Source organism: Aeromonas sp. QDB56 (assembly GCF_027705505.1).
GTDB lineage: Bacteria > Pseudomonadota > Gammaproteobacteria > Enterobacterales > Aeromonadaceae > Aeromonas > Aeromonas caviae.
The window spans coordinates 1-16102 of the sequence record NZ_JAPDBZ010000012.1; the positions used below are offsets into that span (position 1 = coordinate 1).

Below are 16102 nucleotides of genomic sequence, written 5' to 3' on the forward strand. Positions count from 1 at the left end.
CAAGCAGCGAAAATCGATACAGAACAGGACCTTAGAAGGAATTTCAAATGAAGTGTTTTCTTAAGGTCCTGTATATGATAACAGCCTAGAATTCCACTACGCTGCGGGCAGTGACTTCAAGATAGGGGACTTTGGTTCCAGCGTTGCCACTCCTGGGATCCCGGTCAGTCTGCAACTGCCAGTCACACTGATTGACGGGGACGGCGATGCAGTCCACAGCAATATCGGACTAAGCCTGTTGCCGGAAGCCCCGTTCACAGCAGACTATGATGCCGCCGCCAGCGCTGTGAATGTGACCTTCAACAGCACGCAAGGGCATGCCATCGGCTCCGATTTTGGGGACAGCATAACAGGGAACAGTCTGGACAATATCTTGTCGGGTGGCGCCGGTGATGATCTGCTCTTAGGAGCTGGCGGCAAGGATACCTTGGTCGGGGGAACCGGAAACGACCAGCTGGATGGAGGCAGTGGTAACGATACCTTGCTCGGAGAGTCCGGCAACGACACTCTGACGGGTGGCCTTGGCAACGACATCCTGCTGGGGGGGGATGGCAATGACCTGCTGATTGGGGGTATCGGCAGTGATACCCTGACTGGTGGGGCTGGCAAGGATACCTTCAAATGGATGGCAGGTGATGCAGGAGGCACGGATACCATCAAAGACTTCACCACGGGGGCCAATGGAGATGTTCTGGACCTGAGTGAACTGCTCAGTGGTGAGCATGCCGATGCGAGCACACTGGATCACTATCTTACCTTTGCTCCTGGTCCGGGCAGTGGCAAGTCGACACTGACCATTGATCTGGATGGAGCGGGAAGTGGCACCACGACTCATACCATCCTCTTTGACAACGTGGATCTGACGGCTGGCAAATCCAATCTGCAGATCATTCAGGATCTGCTGGATCAGGGCAACCTCAAGGTCGATCCGTAAGCAGGGTATGGGGGCCGGGTGTGCCCGGCCCCTGTTATTTGATGGAGTGGGCAGATAAGATAGCTGCAGTATCAGGAGAGGGTCACCATGCAGTCATTCAACTGGGTCGACATCGACGGCATTCGCTATAGCTGGAACGGGCAGGACAATATCGTCTGCACCGGCCGCTTTGGCTATCAGGCCACGATGACGGGTGACACGCTCAACGGTCTGGAGCTGGAGAGCGAAGATGGTGAGGTGGCGGGGTTGCTGAATGTGGACTTTGCCGCTTCTCGTATCAGCTTCACGCCGGCAGAGGATGCGCCCCTGCCCCATATGATGGTGCTGGTCGGCCATGAGTGGGGGCAGCAGGAGTATTCGTTGCAGAGCCTGAGCGATACCTCCTTGCAGGGGCTGCTCAGCCACGGCGAGGAGCTTGACTGGGGTGCGCTGGCCGTCGTGACGACGTCCGAGCCGAATCTGCCATCACAAGGTCATGTTCTGTCGTGGGATTCGTTCCACTTTGAGGATGAATCGCTGTTTGGCAGCCAGGCGCCTGCTCCCGTGATGACAAGCCATGGCAATTCAGGAGGAGGGGAGATCAGCATCAATATCGACATGACCAATCAGGTGCTGGACCAGATCCCGCCGACACACGATATATGAATCCCAATCGACGACATGCATAATGACCTCCATCTAAATGATGGAGGTTTTTTTATGTGGCGTCCCCTTCTTACCCTGTCCGTGCTGGTTGTCAGTGCTCCGTTGCTTGCCATCGAGGTTCCTCAGGCCCCCCATCTGGTCGTCAGTGGCTATGCGGAGCAGAAGGCTGAACCAGACATGCTGACGCTCAATGTCGCCGTCACGGCACTGGAGAAGCAGGGCATCAAGGCCAAACAGCAGGTAGATACCAAGGTAGCAGCCTTCTTTGGCCAGCTGGAGAGCCTCGGCATCAAGCGCAGCGACGTGGAGGCTGGCAATCTGGTGATCTCCCCCGAGTACCAGTACCCCCAGAACAAGCAACCCGAAATGGTGGGTTACCGTGCCCAGCGTCAGCTGGCGGTCAAACTCTACCAGCTCGACAAGTTGAGCCAGCTGATGGACACCGCCCTCAAGGCGGGTCTGGAGTCCGTGACCCAGATAGAGTACGGCCTGAAGTCACCACAGGTCATCAAGGAGCAGGCCCGGCTTGGTGCTGTTGCTGATGCCACGAGCAAGGCGGAATCCCTGGCCAAGGCTTTCGGCATGAAGCTTGGCAAGGTGTATAGCGTTGAATACCGCAACAGTTCCCCCATGCCGGTCTATACCCGTGCCATGAAGGCTGCGGCAGCCCCTGCCGCCGACATGATGGAAAACAGCTATCAACAGCAGCAGATCAGCATCACTGACAATGTAGAAGCCGTCTTCCTGCTGGAATAACACAGCCCCTTTGTCCATCACTCAAACCCGAGGCAACCCCTCGGGTTTGTCATTGCAGGGGCTGGCAGGACAAGTGAGCCGCGAATTGGGTCAGGTGAAACGGGAATGGAATAAAAAATGCCGGTCAGTGACCGCAATGCTGTTCAGATAAGCACATTTTTGACTAATTATTCATAAATGCGACTTGAGTTGGGGGAGCAAGGCTGTTTCCAGTCGATGTTCCTTCAGCCTTTATCCAGCGTGGCTTGCAATAGAAAGAGGGAGGCATCATGCCTCCCTCATTTTTTAGCCCTGATACTACGTGGACTGGAACTCAAATTCTCTTAAGTGAACAGCATTGCGGTCAGTGACCGGCATTTTTGCTGGAGAGGGATGATGCCTAGCCCAGGTTGGTAGCCAGCTTGCGTTGGCTCTTCTGTTTGAGCAGATAGCCGATACCGAGTACCAGGACCCAGGCCGGGATCAGCTCGACCGAGATGCGGGTGCCGTCGTTCATGTACATGATCACCAGGATGGCGGCCATGAAGGCGAGGCAGAGGTAGTTTCCAAACGGGCTCCACAGTGCCTTGAACTTGGTGGTGACACCTTCTGCGGCCTTCACCTTGCGGAACTTGAGGTGCGCCAGGCTGATCATGGCCCAGTTGATGACCAGGGCGGAGACCACCAGGGACATCAGCAGACCAAAGGCCTTGCCCGGGATCAGGTAGTTGATGAGCACACACAGCAGGGTGGCCGCGGCCGAGATGGTGATGGCGGTCAGGGGCACGCCGCTCTTGTTGGTCTTGAGCAGGGCCTTGGGGCCGTTGCCCTGCTTGGCCAGGCCAAACAGCATGCGGCTGTTGCAGTAGACGCAGCTGTTGTACACCGACAGCGCGGCGGTCAGCACCACCAGGTTAAGTACATTGGCTACCAGGTTGCTGTCGAGCGCATGGAAGATCATCACGAACGGGCTGCCGCCTTCCACTACCTTGCCCCAGGGATAGAGGGAGAGCAGTACGGTGAGGGCGCCGATGTAGAAGATGAGGATGCGGTAGATCACCTGGTTGGTGGCCTTGGGGATGCTCTTCTCGGGATTGTCCGCTTCCGCTGCCGTGATGCCGACCAGCTCCAGACCGCCGAAGGAGAACATGATGAAGGCCATTGCCATCACCAGCCCGCCGACGCCGTTGGGGAAGAAGCCACCCTGGGCCCAGAGGTTGCTGACCGTGGCCTCGGGGCCGCCGCTGCCGGAGAACAGCATCCAGCCGCCGAATCCGATCATGCCGAGAATGGCGATCACCTTGATGATGGCGAACCAGAACTCCATCTCGCCGAACGCCTTGACGTTGGAGAGGTTGATGGCGTTGATCAGCACGAAGAAGAAAGCCGCCGACATCCAGGTCGGGATCTCGGGCCACCAGTACTGGACATAGATACCGACTGCCGTCAGCTCGGCCATGCTCACCAGCACATAGAGCACCCAGTAGTTCCAGCCGGAGGCGAAGCCGGCGAAGTCACCCCAGTACTTGTAGGCAAAATGGCTGAATGAGCCGGCAACCGGCTCTTCCACCACCATCTCGCCCAGCTGGCGCATGATGAGGAAGGCGATGAAGCCGCCGATGGCATAGCCCAGCAGCACCGCAGGGCCCGCCATCTTGATGGTGTCGGCAATGCCGAGGAACAGGCCTGTACCGATGGCACCGCCCAGTGCGATAAGCTGGATATGGCGGTTTTTCAGACCGCGCTTGAGCTCGTCGCCGTGTTGTTGAAGATCCATGCATCCTTCCTTACGTCGCTGAAATCACTCGGCTCGCGTCCCGTCAGCCACAGCACGTCCTCTGCCTGGCGCGGCATCTTGTGCCGAAAACGTGACGAAACCCGTATTTATATCGTTACGGTTTGCCGCTGGCTGTTTTTTGTAGCGGCTACCAACCCGAGCAGAATAGTGATAATCGACCATTCATGCACCTGTTTTCCTCATCATTGGCTGCTATTTTGTGCGACATGCAGGTTTTTCATGACCTAGAAAGGGGGTTTGAGAGTGGTTGCTGGTTTTGTGTTCTGATGGATTTCTATCTATTGACTCAGTCCGGTTTTCATGCTCTTGTTGCCCTTTGATAAAAAGGGACTCATATGATGGAGCGTATTGTGGGTGGCCTGGTGATGGTCGTGCTCTGGCTCGGGATCTGGCTATCCCCCATGTTGCTGACGATGGCGATGAGCAGCCTTGTTGTCTGGGGCTGGTTGGGAGCGGATTACCTGGTGAACCACATCGCCATGGTGCTCATCCTTGCTGCCGGGATGGGGCTGGTGCCAGCTTGCTGGCTGAGCGAGCGAGTCCGCAAGGGCAGGGGACTCATTAATTTTCACGGCATGTTGATGAACAACAAGGAACTCAACAAGCCCTGAGCCTGATTGCCCCGCGAGTGATGGGATGCCAGCGATGATGCTGGCATTATTTTTTCATCCTGTTCTTCTGTTTCGTTATCTTGCCACTCCTCTGTCTCATGGTGCGTTGTGCTGTCGCAGCCTTGCAGGTTAGCAGAGCTGGCGGCGAAGGCCGGTCGCTTCCAGGATCTTGGCGCTGATCTCCTCGACCGAGTGGGAGCTGGTATCGAGGAAGCGGATCGCCTCCTGGCGGAACAGCCTCTCGACGCTGGCCAGCTCCTGTTTGCATTGATCAAGCGAGGAGTAGCGGCTGTTGGCGCGGCGCTGGTTGCGGATCTCGTGCAGCCGCTGCGGCATGATGGTGAGGCCGAACAATTTGTGGCGATTGGCCTTGAGGGCGGCGGGCAGCTCCAGCGATCCCATGTCCTGCTCGATAAAGGGATAGTTGGCGGCGCGAATGCCAAATTGCAGTGCCAGATAGAGGCTGGTCGGTGTCTTGCCGCAACGGGAGACCCCGATGAGGATGATGTCTGCCTCGTCATACTCCCTGGTGGTGATGCCATCGTCGTTGGCCAGCGCAAAGTTGACCGCTTCGATGCGATCGTCGTACAGCTTGCGGTTTTCCATGCCATGGGTGCGATGCAACCTGGGTTCGGCCTTGATACCGAGCTCCTGTTCGAGAGGGCTCACGAAGGTGTTGAGAAAATCGTGGCTGCTGGCCTGGGCCTTGAGCACCTCTTCACGCACCATGGGGTCGACGATGGTGTGAAACAGGATGGGGCGCACCCCGGTCTGGCGAAACTGCTCGTCAATGCGTGCCCGTACCTGGCGCGCTTTTTCCTGGGTCTCGACAAAGGGGATGGTGACCTGTTCGAAGGCCAGGGGAAACTGGCTCAACACGGCGTGGCCGAAGACTTCGGCGGTGATGGCGGTGCCGTCGGATACATAGAATACGGTGTGCACTGCGGACTCCTGTGGTGCGCTCCAGGGGGCGGCGAGAAATAAGTATCTCTCGAAACCATATCGTTTTTGTCAACAGATCTGCCATGCCCAAGTTGTGAACTCGCTTGCAAACCTGAGTCGTTACCTTTTTGTGTCGCTATTGTAGAATGCCTGTGTCAAACGACCATCCCCAACTCTTGCTCGGGGATTTTTTTGACAATAAATAGAAAACGTTTTCATGGTCGTTGGCAACAGACACTAACAAAAACACACGACTTGGCACAGCAGGTGAATTGTCACCCTGGCCCCCCAATCTGGAGACATGCAAATGCAACAGTACGTACTCTGGTACGAACAGCTCGGTATGCAGGACGTTGAACGCGTCGGCGGCAAGAATGCATCCCTTGGCGAGATGATCAGCAACCTCTCGGGGGTCGGCGTGTCCGTGCCGGGCGGGTTTGCGACCACGGCCTTTGCGTTTAACGAGTTTCTGGAGTTAAGCGGCCTCAACGGCAAGATCCATGACCTGCTCGACAGTCTGGATGTGGATGACATCGCCGCCCTCAACCGGGCCGGTCAGCAGATCCGCGACTGGGTGGTGGAAGCGCCCTTCCAGCCCGCTCTGGAGCAGGCGGTGCGCGAGGCCTATGACAAGCTGAGCGCGGGGCTCGAGGCATCCTTTGCCGTGCGCTCCTCCGCCACTGCGGAAGACATGCCGGATGCGTCGTTTGCCGGTCAGCAGGAGACCTTCCTCAACGTGCGCGGTATCGATGCCGTCATGACTGCCATCAAGCATGTGTTTGCCTCGCTGTTCAACGATCGCGCCATCTCCTACCGGGTCCATCAGGGCTATGACCACAAGGGGGTCGCTCTCTCCGCCGGGGTGCAGCGCATGGTGCGCTCGGATCTCGCTGCCTCAGGCGTCATGTTTACCCTGGACACCGAATCCGGCTTCAACGACGTGGTCTTCATCACCGGCGCCCAGGGTTTGGGCGAGATGGTGGTGCAGGGGGCCGTCAACCCGGACGAGTTCTATGTGCACAAGCCGACCCTCAAGGCCGGGCGCCCTGCCGTGGTGCGCAAGACGCTGGGCTCCAAGCTCATCAAGATGACCTACTCCGGGGATGCCGGTCATGGCCGTCAGGTGAAGGTGGTCGACACCACCGATGCCGAGCGCAACCGCTTCTGCATCACGGACGAGGAAGTGATGGCCCTGGCAAAGCAGGCCCTCATCATCGAGCAGCACTACGGCCGCCCGATGGACATCGAGTGGGCCAAGGATGGTCAGGATGGCAAGCTCTACATCGTTCAGGCCCGTCCGGAAACCGTGCGTAGCCGCCAGGAAGCCAATACCCTCGAGCGCTTTGCCCTCAAGCAAACCGGCAAGGTGCTGATCGAGGGGCGCGCCATCGGCCACAAGATTGGCGCGGGTCCGGCCCGTGTCATCTCCTCCATCAGCCAGATGGATGAAGTGCAGCCCGGCGATGTGCTGGTCACCGACATGACCGATCCGGATTGGGAGCCCATCATGAAGCGCGCTTCCGCCATCGTCACCAACCGGGGTGGACGCACCTGTCACGCCGCCATCATCGCCCGGGAGCTTGGCATTCCGGCAGTGGTGGGTTGCGGCAACGCCACCGACCACATCCAGGATGGTCAGCTCATCACCGTCTCCTGTGCGGAAGGGGATACCGGCTTCATCTATGACGGCGAGCTCGACTTTGACGTGGCGGTGACCGAGGTGGGCAACATGCCGCGCCTGCCCATCAAGATCATGATGAACGTCGGCAATCCGGACCGCGCCTTCGATTTTGCCCAGTTGCCGAATGCCGGTGTGGGCCTGGCCCGCCTCGAGTTCATCATCAACCGCATGATCGGGGTCCACCCCAAGGCGCTGCTGGAGTTCGATCAGCAGACCCCGGAACTCCAGGCCACCATCACCAGGATGATCGCGGGCTACGAGAGCCCCAGGGAGTTCTACGTAGCCAAGCTGACGGAAGGGATCGCTACCCTAGCGGCCGCCTTCTGGCCTGAGCGGGTCATCGTGCGGATGTCGGACTTCAAGTCCAATGAGTACGCCAACCTGGTGGGGGGCCGTGGTTACGAACCCCATGAAGAGAACCCCATGATCGGTTTCCGTGGTGCGTCGCGCTACATCGCCGACAGCTTCCGCCCCTGCTTCGCCCTCGAGTGCGAGGCGATGAAACGGGTGCGGGATGTCATGGGGTTGACCAACGTCGAGGTGATGATCCCCTTCGTGCGTACCCTGGGTGAGGCGGAGCAGGTGGTGGAGATACTGGCTGAGAACGGCTTGCGCCGTGGCGAGCGCGGCCTGAAAGTCATCATGATGTGCGAGCTGCCCTCCAATGCGCTGCTGGCGGACAAATTCCTTGAGCACTTCGACGGCTTCTCCATCGGCTCCAATGACATGACCCAGTTGACCCTGGGGCTGGATCGGGACTCCGGGCTCATCGCCCACCTGTTCGACGAGCGCAACGAGGCGGTCAAGGCACTGCTGGCCATGGCCATCGCCGCCGCCCGCAAGGCGGGCAAGTACGTGGGGATCTGCGGCCAGGGGCCGTCCGATCACCCGGACTTCGCCGCCTGGCTGGTCGAGCAGGGGATCGATTCCGTGTCGCTCAACCCCGATACCGTGGTCGACACCTGGCTCTATCTGGCCGAGCAGCACAAGGCCGGCTAAACCCGTCCCCGCTTTTTGATGACACGGCGCCGCAATGGCGCCGTTTTTGTCTGCGCCCCCCTTTTTCTGTTACAAGGGGAAAGAGCAAGGTGCTCCGCACCCATCACAGGACGATCCCATGACCTCATTGCAGTGGCAATCCGCCACCCTGGCCCTGCGTGGCCACCACACCCTGGTTATTCCCGAACTCTGTCTCACCCCGCAGGCCTGCTGGGCCTTCGTCGGCAGCAACGGCAGCGGCAAGACGGCGCTGGCGTCGGCCCTGTGCGGCGAGCTGGTCGTGCGTGCCGGAGCGGTATCGGGTCGAGTCCGGGCCGAGCGACTCTCGTTCGAGTCGCAGCAACAGCTGGGGGAGCTGGACTGGCAGCGGCGCAATACCGACATGCTGGGGGAAGAGGAGGAGGCGGGGTATCGGGTATCGACCCTGATGCTGGAGGCAGGGGGTGAGGAGCATGAGGCCCGCGCGCTGCTGGCCCGTTTTGGCATTGAATCCCTGTGGGAGCGCCCCTATCGCTACCTCTCGAGCGGGGAGGGGCGCAAGCTGCTGCTGGCCCGGGCCCTGCTGGGGCGACCCGAACTGCTGGTGTTGGACGAACCCTTCGATGGTCTGGATCAGGGGGCCAGGGCTTCTTTGATGATGTTGCTGGCCGACCTGGTGTCAGAGGGGCTGCGCCTGGTGGTGATCGTCAACCGTTTTGACGAGATCCCCCCCTTTGCCACTCACCTCGGCCTGCTCGGCGAGTGTCGTCTGCTGCTGGCGGGGGAGCGCGAGGAGGTGCTCGGCAGCCAGGAGGTTGCCCAGCTGGCACGCGCCGAAACGGTATCCCCCCGTTTGCCGCCACCGCTGACGACCCCCGAGCCCCTGCCTCCCGGCCCTCGGGTCGTCATGAAAGCCATGCGTATCACATACGGGGATCAGGTGATCATCGATGGGCTCGACTGGACCATTGACGAGGGGGAGCACTGGCAACTGGTGGGACCGAATGGCGCTGGCAAGTCGACCCTGCTCTCCCTCATCACCGGAGATCACCCGCAAGGTTACAACAATGAGCTCCATCTGTTCGGACGGCGGCGGGGCAGCGGCGAGAGCATCTGGGAGATCAAGCGCCACATCGGGCTCGTGAGCCCGGCGCTGCATCTGGACTATCGTGTCAGCTGCCCGGTGCAGACAGTGATCCTCTCCGGTTTCTACGACTCCATCGGGCTTTATACCCGGCCGGGGGATCGTCAGCTGGCGCTGGCCAACCAGTGGCTGGCCCTGCTGGGGCTGGCCGATCAGGGGGCGCAGCCTTTCCACTCTCTCTCTTTCGGTCAGCAGCGACTGGTGCTGATCGCCCGTGCCCTGGTCAAGCATCCGCCGCTGCTCATCCTGGACGAACCCCTGCAGGGACTGGATCCCCTCAACCGTCACCTGGTGCGGGAGATGGTAGCGCGCCTCGTGGGCGAGGGAACCCAGCTATTGTTCGTTTCCCATCATGCCGATGATGCGCCCCCCGGTCTGACCCACAGGCTGAGCTTCGTGCCAAGGGAGGGGGAAGGATACGACTATCTGCAGGAGCGTCTGGGGAGCTGAGCCGTCCGGGCGGCATGGTCAGAGAGGGGCCGGTTCGGCGAGGAGCGGCGGCATCCCAGCAGCGTCCACCACAGCCCGAAGAAGAGCATGATCCCCAGCCAGAGCCAGGCCAGATAGTGACGGGTGGCGGCCATCCCCGTCACCGTCACCATGAGTGCCGCCCCGAAGGCGATGAGGGCGAACAGAAAGGGCGCCATATTGTCCATCATGGCGGTCATTTCACCAGAGAGAGGATCTGGCGAAATGCCGGATGGCGGCAGTCCCCCATCAGCTCATAGAGGCACATCTCCACCGACGTCAGCGCAGCTCCCCTGGCCGCAAGCTGGCCGATGGCGAGATCCCGGTTGGCAGCGGAGCGAGACGACACCGCATCCACCACCAGCGAGACCCGGGTGCCGCTGGCCAGAAGTCCCAACACGCTCTGGTAGACGCAGATATGGGTCTCGATGCCACATACCAGCCAATGCTCTACCCCGCTTTCGGCCAGCGCGGTCGCCACAGTGGGCTCCCCCAGGGCGCCGAAGCTGTATTTGGGCAGCACAAGATCGCCTGCCTGCAGCGATTGCAATTCGGGCACGGTGGCACCGAGCTTGTCCGGGTTCTGCTCCAGCCAGACAACCGGCAGCCCCAGCACCCTGGCCCCTTGCACCAGCCTGGCGGTATTGGCAATCAGGGCGTCGCTCTCCTCGACCAGGCGGGCCAGCTTGCCCTGAATATCGACCACCAGCAGGCCTGGGTGATGGTGTTTGTGCATTTTTTGTCTCCTTTCTCCGTTGCGGATGAGATACAGCGCCATCCTGGGAGCCATTCTCGCGTACATCTTGATACAAATTGTGAGCTGACCGACGGCGTGGCGGGCACTAGGATGCGCGTCATGGAGCCCGTTTTCTCAGTTTTGGTGTGCATGACAAGGGGCGACGCATCAACCCGCTACTGCGTAGTTGGACGATTTTCCATTAACGATGAGAAGTACCATGAAGAAGATAATCCTGTTCGTCTCCCTGGCTGGCCTTTTGGCCGGTTGCGCCAGCCCGGCACAACGCATGGCGGAATGCCAGGCGCAAGGGATCAGCAAGGACGCCTGCTACCAGGCCGAGCAAAACCGCCAGGCGTCCATCATGAACGCCGCCGAGAAGCAGGCCTTGGAGAACGCCAGCAAGGCGGTCAAATAATCTAACCCGACTCATTACGTGTACTTCTCAGGCCCTGGATTCACCGAATGCAGGGCCTTTTGCTGGGTGGCACAGTGCTGCGATGTGTTTGCGGCGTGTGAGGACTCAATGTAGGTCATCGCCTCGATGTTGCTGCCATCGGGATCGCCCAGGAAGGCGGCGTAGTAATTGGGGGCATAGTGGGGACGCAGTCCCGGCAACCCATTGCAGGCAAAGCCTGCCTTGATCCCCGCGTGATGGAACGCATCCACCTGTGTCGCGTCGTCGGCCCTGAATGCGCGATGGCAGGAGGCGCCCTGCTGCCCCCGCTCAATCAGGAAGCCCAAGTGATCGCGGCCCATCAGGCCAAAACCGGCCGCCGTCTCATCAGACCATTTGAGTTCTATCAAAAGAGGAGCCAGCACGGTGGCGTAGAAGTGCTGACAGGAGTCAAAACGCACCACCTTGATTTCAACATGATCGAACACGGTGACTCCTTGTGTTGCCTGGGTGTAGAGCAGCCCATCAGGCCCTCATGGGAACCGTTGAAATGGGTATCGAATGACCACAATAAGCCAGTTTGACGCCAGGCAGGGAGAGGGCAAGGCGCATAACTGCGTGCTCTGTCAAAGATTATTCATCCAGTTGCGGGATGCGCTTTGCTTCGTGCTGGCCAAGCTTGCCCGGTTTTGTTGCTTGGCGAAGGCTACGAGCTCTGTTATGGTGTGTTAAGTTGGCCGTTTGGATGGCTAGATGGTTGTGCGTTGACTGCATGTTCGCGCCCCCGACCGCTCACCGTTTTGATGATCATGTTGACAGGGAGTTTTTTATGCAACGTCGTTCCTTCTTCACCCTTTCCGCCCTGGCGCTGCTCGCCAGCAGCCTGCCTCTGTCCGCCTTTGCCATCGATGAGGCGAAGAAAGAGATCGTCATCGGCACCACGGTTGGCGACTTTGCCGACATGGTCACCGACGCCATCAAGCCGCAGCTCGAAGCCAAGGACTACAAGGTCAAACTGGTGGAGTTCACCGATTACGTGACCCCCAACATCGCCCTGGCGGACGGGTCGCTTGACGTCAACTGCTTCCAGCACAAGCCCTATCTGGAGAGCTTCGCCAAAGACCGGGGTCTCTCTCTGGCGCCCATCACCCAGGTGCCGACCGGTCCCATGGGGCTCTACGCCGGCAAGCTGGGGGATCTGAAGGCGGTGAAAGAGGGAAGCACGGTCGCCATCCCGAACGATCCCACCAACCAGGCGCGGGCACTGCTGATGTTGCAGGATCTGGGCTGGCTGAGCCTCAAGGAGGGGATCAATCCCCTCAAGGCGAGCGAGTTCGACGTGGTGAAGAACCCCCACAACCTCAAGCTGGTGCTGCTGGAGGCGGCGCAGCTGCCGCGCTCCCGTGAGGATGTGGATTTCTCCGTCATCAACGGCAACTTTGCCGCCTCAAGCGGGATCCCGTTCAGCTCCGGCCTCTTCCTCGAGCGCAGCTATGACTTCATCAACTGGGTGGTGGTAAAGAGCGCCGATGCGGGCAAGCCGTTCGCCAAGGATGTGGCGGCCGCCTACAACTCCCCTGAATTCAAGGCTTATGCCGCCAAGCGCTTCGTCGGCTACAAGTATCCCGAGGGCTGGCAGCAGAAGGGGTGAGTGGCGTACAAGCGATAAAAACGGGCACCCAGGTGCCCGTTTTTTATTGGACGTCAGTAGTGGCGCAACCACCAGCGGGCGGCCAGGAGGGCGGTGAGGCTGCCAAGCAGGGCGCTTGCCAGCACATCCAGGGGCCAGTGCATGCCGATAAGGGTGCGCGAGAGGCCAATCCCGATGGCCCAGAGTGGCAGCAGCCAGGCCCCGGCGGGTGCCCGGGCCAGCCAGATCAGGCCGAAGAACTGGGCGAGGCTCATGGCGGCGATGCTGTGACCGGAGGGAAAGGCATAGTTGACCTCTGCCTGCCAGTGCTGGCCGAGCCAGGCGGGCAGCGCCAACAACTGGGTCGCGGCGTGGACCTGTTCACTGCGAAGGGCCTGGCTTCCTCCATAGAACTGGCGGATGGCGGGGATCAGCTCCTGGCTCTCCAGCCAGATGAGGTAGGGCCTGGGCTCCTCGGTCAGCAGCTTGATGAGGCTCTTGATGACCCAGTCGCTCGCCAGCACGGCAAAGAGGGCGCCAGCCAGCGCCAGCAGGGCGCGACCGTCCAGCGTCAGCTTGTGTCTTGTGAGCAGCAGCAGGGCGGCGATGGTGATGACCAGCCCCGGCAAGTCCACCATGCGGGTGAGGGCGTAGGGCCACCATAGCCAGCCCGATTGCAGGGCCTGGGTCATGAACGGCTGCCAGGGCAGGCAGACGAGCAGCAGCAGGGGGAGGAGCAGGAGGGCATTGAAATGAAGCACCTTGCGGCGTGGCAACGAAGAGGAGTGAGTCGGCATCAAGGGGTCCGGTTCGGTGGCGCGAGCGGCTAAAAAGAGGCGTCATTGTGCCAGTCAGGTTGCTCTGGTCAAGGCGAAGGGGGCGAGGGCAACAGGCTGTTACATATGATGCTGCCGGGCATCGTGCCCGCACCTGAGGCCGGAAGGCGGAAAGATGGCCGCAGAGCGGTCTGCCAACAAGCCTCTGAAAATCCGTCGCGTTTGGGCTAGAATGGCGCGCCTGTGGCCCTTGTGGACGAGATGCGTGCCGATGAAGATCGTCGTTGATGAAAATATGCCCCATGCGGTGGAGCTGTTTGCGGAATTTGGTGAAGTGGTTCCCCTGCCGGGACGAGAAATAAAGGCCGCGGATCTGCAAGAGGCGGATGTGCTGCTGGTGCGCTCCGTGACCCGGGTCAACGAAGCGCTCCTGGCGAGTTGCCCCAGGCTGGGGTTTGTCGGCACGGCCACCATCGGTACGGATCACATCGATCAGGGGCTGCTGGCGGCGCGGGGCATCCCCTTCTTCAGCGCCCCCGGCTGCAACAAGGTGTCGGTGGGGGACTACGTGCTCTCCGCCCTGCTGGTTCTGGCGGAACGCCATGAGCTGACCTTGAGCGAGATGAGCCTCGCCGTCATCGGCGCCGGCAACACCGGCGAGAGCGTGGCCGGCAAGGCCGAGGCGCTCGGGATGAAGGTGCTGCGCTGCGACCCGCCCCTGGCCCGTAGCGGCGCCGCTGGCGACTTCGTGGATTACCGCACTGCCCTGGATGCCGACATCGTCAGCTTCCATGTCCCCTATCTTCGTGAAGGGGAAGAGGCCACCTTCCACCTGCTGGGAGCCGAGGAGATCGCCGAGCGTCCGGCCGGGCAGATCCTCATCAACGCCTCCCGCGGCGAGGTGTGGGACAACCATGCCCTGCTTGTCCGCCAGCAGGGACCCCATCCCCTGCGGCTGGTGATGGACGTATGGGAAGGAGAGCCGGAGCCCCTCAAGGAACTGGTGCCCCATACCGAGCTGGCCACCCCGCACATCGCCGGTTACAGCCTGGAAGGCAAGGCCCGTGGCACCTGGATGCTCTATGAGGCGCTGTGCCGGCAACTGGGGCGCACCCCGCGCCAGGATCTGCAATCCCTGCTGCCTGCCCCAGAGGTACGCGAGCTGACGCCGGGGCAGCCGGCGGATCAGGCGCTCATCAAGCAGCTTGTCCACCTTGTTTATGACGTGCGCCGTGACGACGCCCGTTTTCGCAACCGGATCGGGCTGCCCGGCAGCTTCGATGAGCAGCGCAAGCGCTACCCCGAGCGGCGCGAATTGGGCGCCCTGCAACTGAAAGGGCCCTTCGCCGACGACAGACTGGCCCGACTGGGCTTTGCCGTCTCGGAGCAATAAACCCGATTTCAACAAGGGGAGGGGCTTGCCCAGGCGGCGCTTCCCCCCGGCCCGGCATCATGGCGGGCCTGTCATCAAACCGATACGCGTGCCAGCCGTGGCCCTCATGCCCGGCCCCGACGGGCCGCATAACAGGAGAACAGATCAGTGAGTCAGCAATTCAACGTAGCGGTATTGGGTGCCAGCGGCGCCGTGGGTCAGGCCATGATCGAGATCCTGGAGGAGCGCGCCTTCCCGGTAGCGACCCTCTATCCGCTCGCCTCCAGTCGCAGCGCTGGGGACACGGTGCGTTTTGGCGGCAAGAACGTCGACATCCTTGATGTGGAGGCCTTTGACTGGAGCCAAGTGGAGATTGCACTCTTCTCCGCCGGTGCCGAGGTTTCGGCCAAATGGGCGCCCATCGCCGCCGAGCACGGCTGCATCGTCATCGACAACACCTCCTGCTTCCGCTACGACGAGGACATTCCCCTGGTCATTCCGGAAGTGAACCCGGACGCCCTGGCCGATTTTCGCAACCGCAACATCATCGCCAACCCCAACTGCTCCACCATCCAGATGCTGGTGGCCCTCAAGCCCCTGCACGACGAGGTGGGCATCAGTCGCATCAACGTGGCGGCCTACCAATCCGTATCCGGCTCCGGCAAGGAAGGGGTGAGCGAGCTGGCGGGCCAGACCGCCCACCTGCTTAACGGCCGTCCGGTGGAGCCGACCCTCTATCCGCAGCAGATCGCCTTCAACCTGATCCCGCAGATCGATGACTTCACCGACAACGGCTACACCCGGGAAGAGATGAAAATGGTGTGGGAGACCCAGAAGATCCTGGGGGATGCCAGCATCGCCGTGAACCCCACCTGCGTGCGGGTACCGGTCTTCTACGGTCACGCTGAGGCGGTTCATGTGGAGCTGCACCAGCCGCTGGACGCCGAGCAGGTCAAGGAGCTGTTGCGCAATGCCCCGGGCGTCACCCTGTTTGATGATGAAGGGGACTACCCGACCCCGGTGCGCGATGCCACCGGTCAGGATGACGTGATGGTCGGGCGGGTACGCCAGGATATTTCTCATCCGAGTGGTATCAATATGTGGATCGTGGCCGATAACGTTCGTAAGGGCGCGGCAACCAACAGCGTGCAGATTGCCGAACTGCTGGTACGCGACTACCTCTGAGGCCGGATGTCGGCCCCGGGCGGGGAGGGAACCCCGCCTTGATGTGGGCGCCCTGGCCCCGGGATGTGAC

The 16102-nt window shown here is 60.8% G+C and carries 16 protein-coding genes; 10 read left to right on the forward strand and 6 right to left on the reverse strand.

The genetic code is table 11. The annotated features are described in order from the left end of the window. Positions 1 to 238 precede the first annotated feature (238 nt). The 3 genes from OKB81_RS03410 to OKB81_RS03420 all read left to right on the forward strand — a co-directional run bounded on the left by OKB81_RS03410 (position 239) and on the right by OKB81_RS03420 (position 2335). The gene (locus OKB81_RS03410; RefSeq protein WP_270667771.1) at positions 239 to 934 is read left to right on the forward strand and encodes a type I secretion C-terminal target domain-containing protein; all 696 of its coding nucleotides are present in this window, start codon (positions 239 to 241) and stop codon (positions 932 to 934) included. 87 nt (positions 935 to 1021) lie between these two features. Beyond that, positions 1022 to 1579 (forward strand): hypothetical protein, encoded by a 558-nt coding sequence (locus OKB81_RS03415; protein WP_010675157.1) that lies wholly within the window; start codon positions 1022 to 1024, stop codon positions 1577 to 1579. Positions 1580 to 1633: 54 nt separating this feature from the next. Further along, positions 1634 to 2335, forward strand: a complete 702-nt coding sequence (locus OKB81_RS03420) for an SIMPL domain-containing protein (RefSeq protein WP_160837078.1) — start codon at positions 1634 to 1636, stop codon at positions 2333 to 2335. A gap of 379 nt (positions 2336 to 2714) precedes the next feature. Here OKB81_RS03420 and OKB81_RS03425 read toward each other — a convergent pair whose 3' ends face one another. Then, positions 2715 to 4091 (reverse strand): amino acid permease, encoded by a 1377-nt coding sequence (locus OKB81_RS03425; RefSeq protein ID WP_160837080.1) that lies wholly within the window; start codon positions 4089 to 4091, stop codon positions 2715 to 2717. Positions 4092 to 4447: 356 nt separating this feature from the next. On the opposite strand from OKB81_RS03425, the gene OKB81_RS03430 reads away from it, so the two are divergent. Continuing rightward, entirely contained in the window at positions 4448 to 4723 is a 276-nt protein-coding gene (locus tag OKB81_RS03430; RefSeq protein WP_081000923.1) for a hypothetical protein, read from the forward strand. 129 nt (positions 4724 to 4852) lie between these two features. On the opposite strand, the gene ppsR is transcribed toward OKB81_RS03430, so the two are convergent. Then, positions 4853 to 5665, reverse strand: coding sequence for a posphoenolpyruvate synthetase regulatory kinase/phosphorylase PpsR (gene ppsR, locus OKB81_RS03435; RefSeq protein WP_010675153.1), 813 nt, complete (start codon positions 5663 to 5665; stop codon positions 4853 to 4855). A gap of 307 nt (positions 5666 to 5972) precedes the next feature. Between ppsR and ppsA the strand changes: the two genes are divergently transcribed. Both ppsA and modF read left to right on the forward strand, forming a co-directional pair. After that, positions 5973 to 8345, forward strand: a complete 2373-nt coding sequence (ppsA, locus tag OKB81_RS03440) for a phosphoenolpyruvate synthase (protein ID WP_039041363.1) — start codon at positions 5973 to 5975, stop codon at positions 8343 to 8345. A gap of 118 nt (positions 8346 to 8463) precedes the next feature. After that, positions 8464 to 9918: a molybdate ABC transporter ATP-binding protein ModF gene (gene modF, locus OKB81_RS03445; protein WP_270667769.1), complete on the forward strand. Its 1455-nt coding sequence runs from the start codon at positions 8464 to 8466 to the stop codon at positions 9916 to 9918. On the opposite strand, the gene OKB81_RS03450 is transcribed toward modF, so the two are convergent. After that, positions 9891 to 10115 carry a hypothetical protein gene (locus OKB81_RS03450; protein ID WP_270667767.1) on the reverse strand — a complete coding sequence of 75 codons (225 nt, stop codon included), beginning with the start codon at positions 10113 to 10115 and terminating at the stop codon, positions 9891 to 9893. The genes modF and OKB81_RS03450 overlap by 28 nt on opposite strands. A 17-nt stretch (positions 10116 to 10132) precedes the next feature. Further along, the gene (locus tag OKB81_RS03455; RefSeq protein WP_160837084.1) at positions 10133 to 10672 is read right to left on the reverse strand and encodes a hydrolase; all 540 of its coding nucleotides are present in this window, start codon (positions 10670 to 10672) and stop codon (positions 10133 to 10135) included. Between the two features lie 220 nt (positions 10673 to 10892). Between OKB81_RS03455 and OKB81_RS03460 the strand changes: the two genes are divergently transcribed. Further along, positions 10893 to 11090 carry a hypothetical protein gene (locus OKB81_RS03460; RefSeq protein WP_010675148.1) on the forward strand — a complete coding sequence of 66 codons (198 nt, stop codon included), beginning with the start codon at positions 10893 to 10895 and terminating at the stop codon, positions 11088 to 11090. A 14-nt stretch (positions 11091 to 11104) separates the two neighbouring features. Here the strand turns inward: OKB81_RS03460 and OKB81_RS03465 are convergent, their stop codons facing one another. Next, a complete protein-coding gene (locus tag OKB81_RS03465; protein ID WP_270667765.1) occupies positions 11105 to 11557 on the reverse strand; it encodes a VOC family protein in 453 nt (150 codons plus the stop codon). Between the two features lie 341 nt (positions 11558 to 11898). On the opposite strand from OKB81_RS03465, the gene OKB81_RS03470 reads away from it, so the two are divergent. Further along, on the forward strand, positions 11899 to 12720 hold the full coding sequence (locus OKB81_RS03470; protein WP_270667763.1) for a MetQ/NlpA family ABC transporter substrate-binding protein: 822 nt from the start codon (positions 11899 to 11901) through the stop codon (positions 12718 to 12720). A gap of 53 nt (positions 12721 to 12773) precedes the next feature. Here OKB81_RS03470 and OKB81_RS03475 read toward each other — a convergent pair whose 3' ends face one another. Further along, on the reverse strand, positions 12774 to 13496 hold the full coding sequence (locus OKB81_RS03475) for a phosphatase PAP2 family protein (protein ID WP_160837086.1): 723 nt from the start codon (positions 13494 to 13496) through the stop codon (positions 12774 to 12776). A gap of 250 nt (positions 13497 to 13746) precedes the next feature. Here OKB81_RS03475 and OKB81_RS03480 point away from each other — a divergent pair, with 250 nt between their 5' ends. Both OKB81_RS03480 and OKB81_RS03485 read left to right on the forward strand, forming a co-directional pair. Then, positions 13747 to 14868, forward strand: a complete 1122-nt coding sequence (locus OKB81_RS03480; protein WP_160837088.1) for a 4-phosphoerythronate dehydrogenase — start codon at positions 13747 to 13749, stop codon at positions 14866 to 14868. Between the two features lie 147 nt (positions 14869 to 15015). Further along, positions 15016 to 16032, forward strand: coding sequence for an aspartate-semialdehyde dehydrogenase (locus OKB81_RS03485; protein WP_160837090.1), 1017 nt, complete (start codon positions 15016 to 15018; stop codon positions 16030 to 16032). The last annotated feature ends 70 nt before the right edge of the window (positions 16033 to 16102 follow it).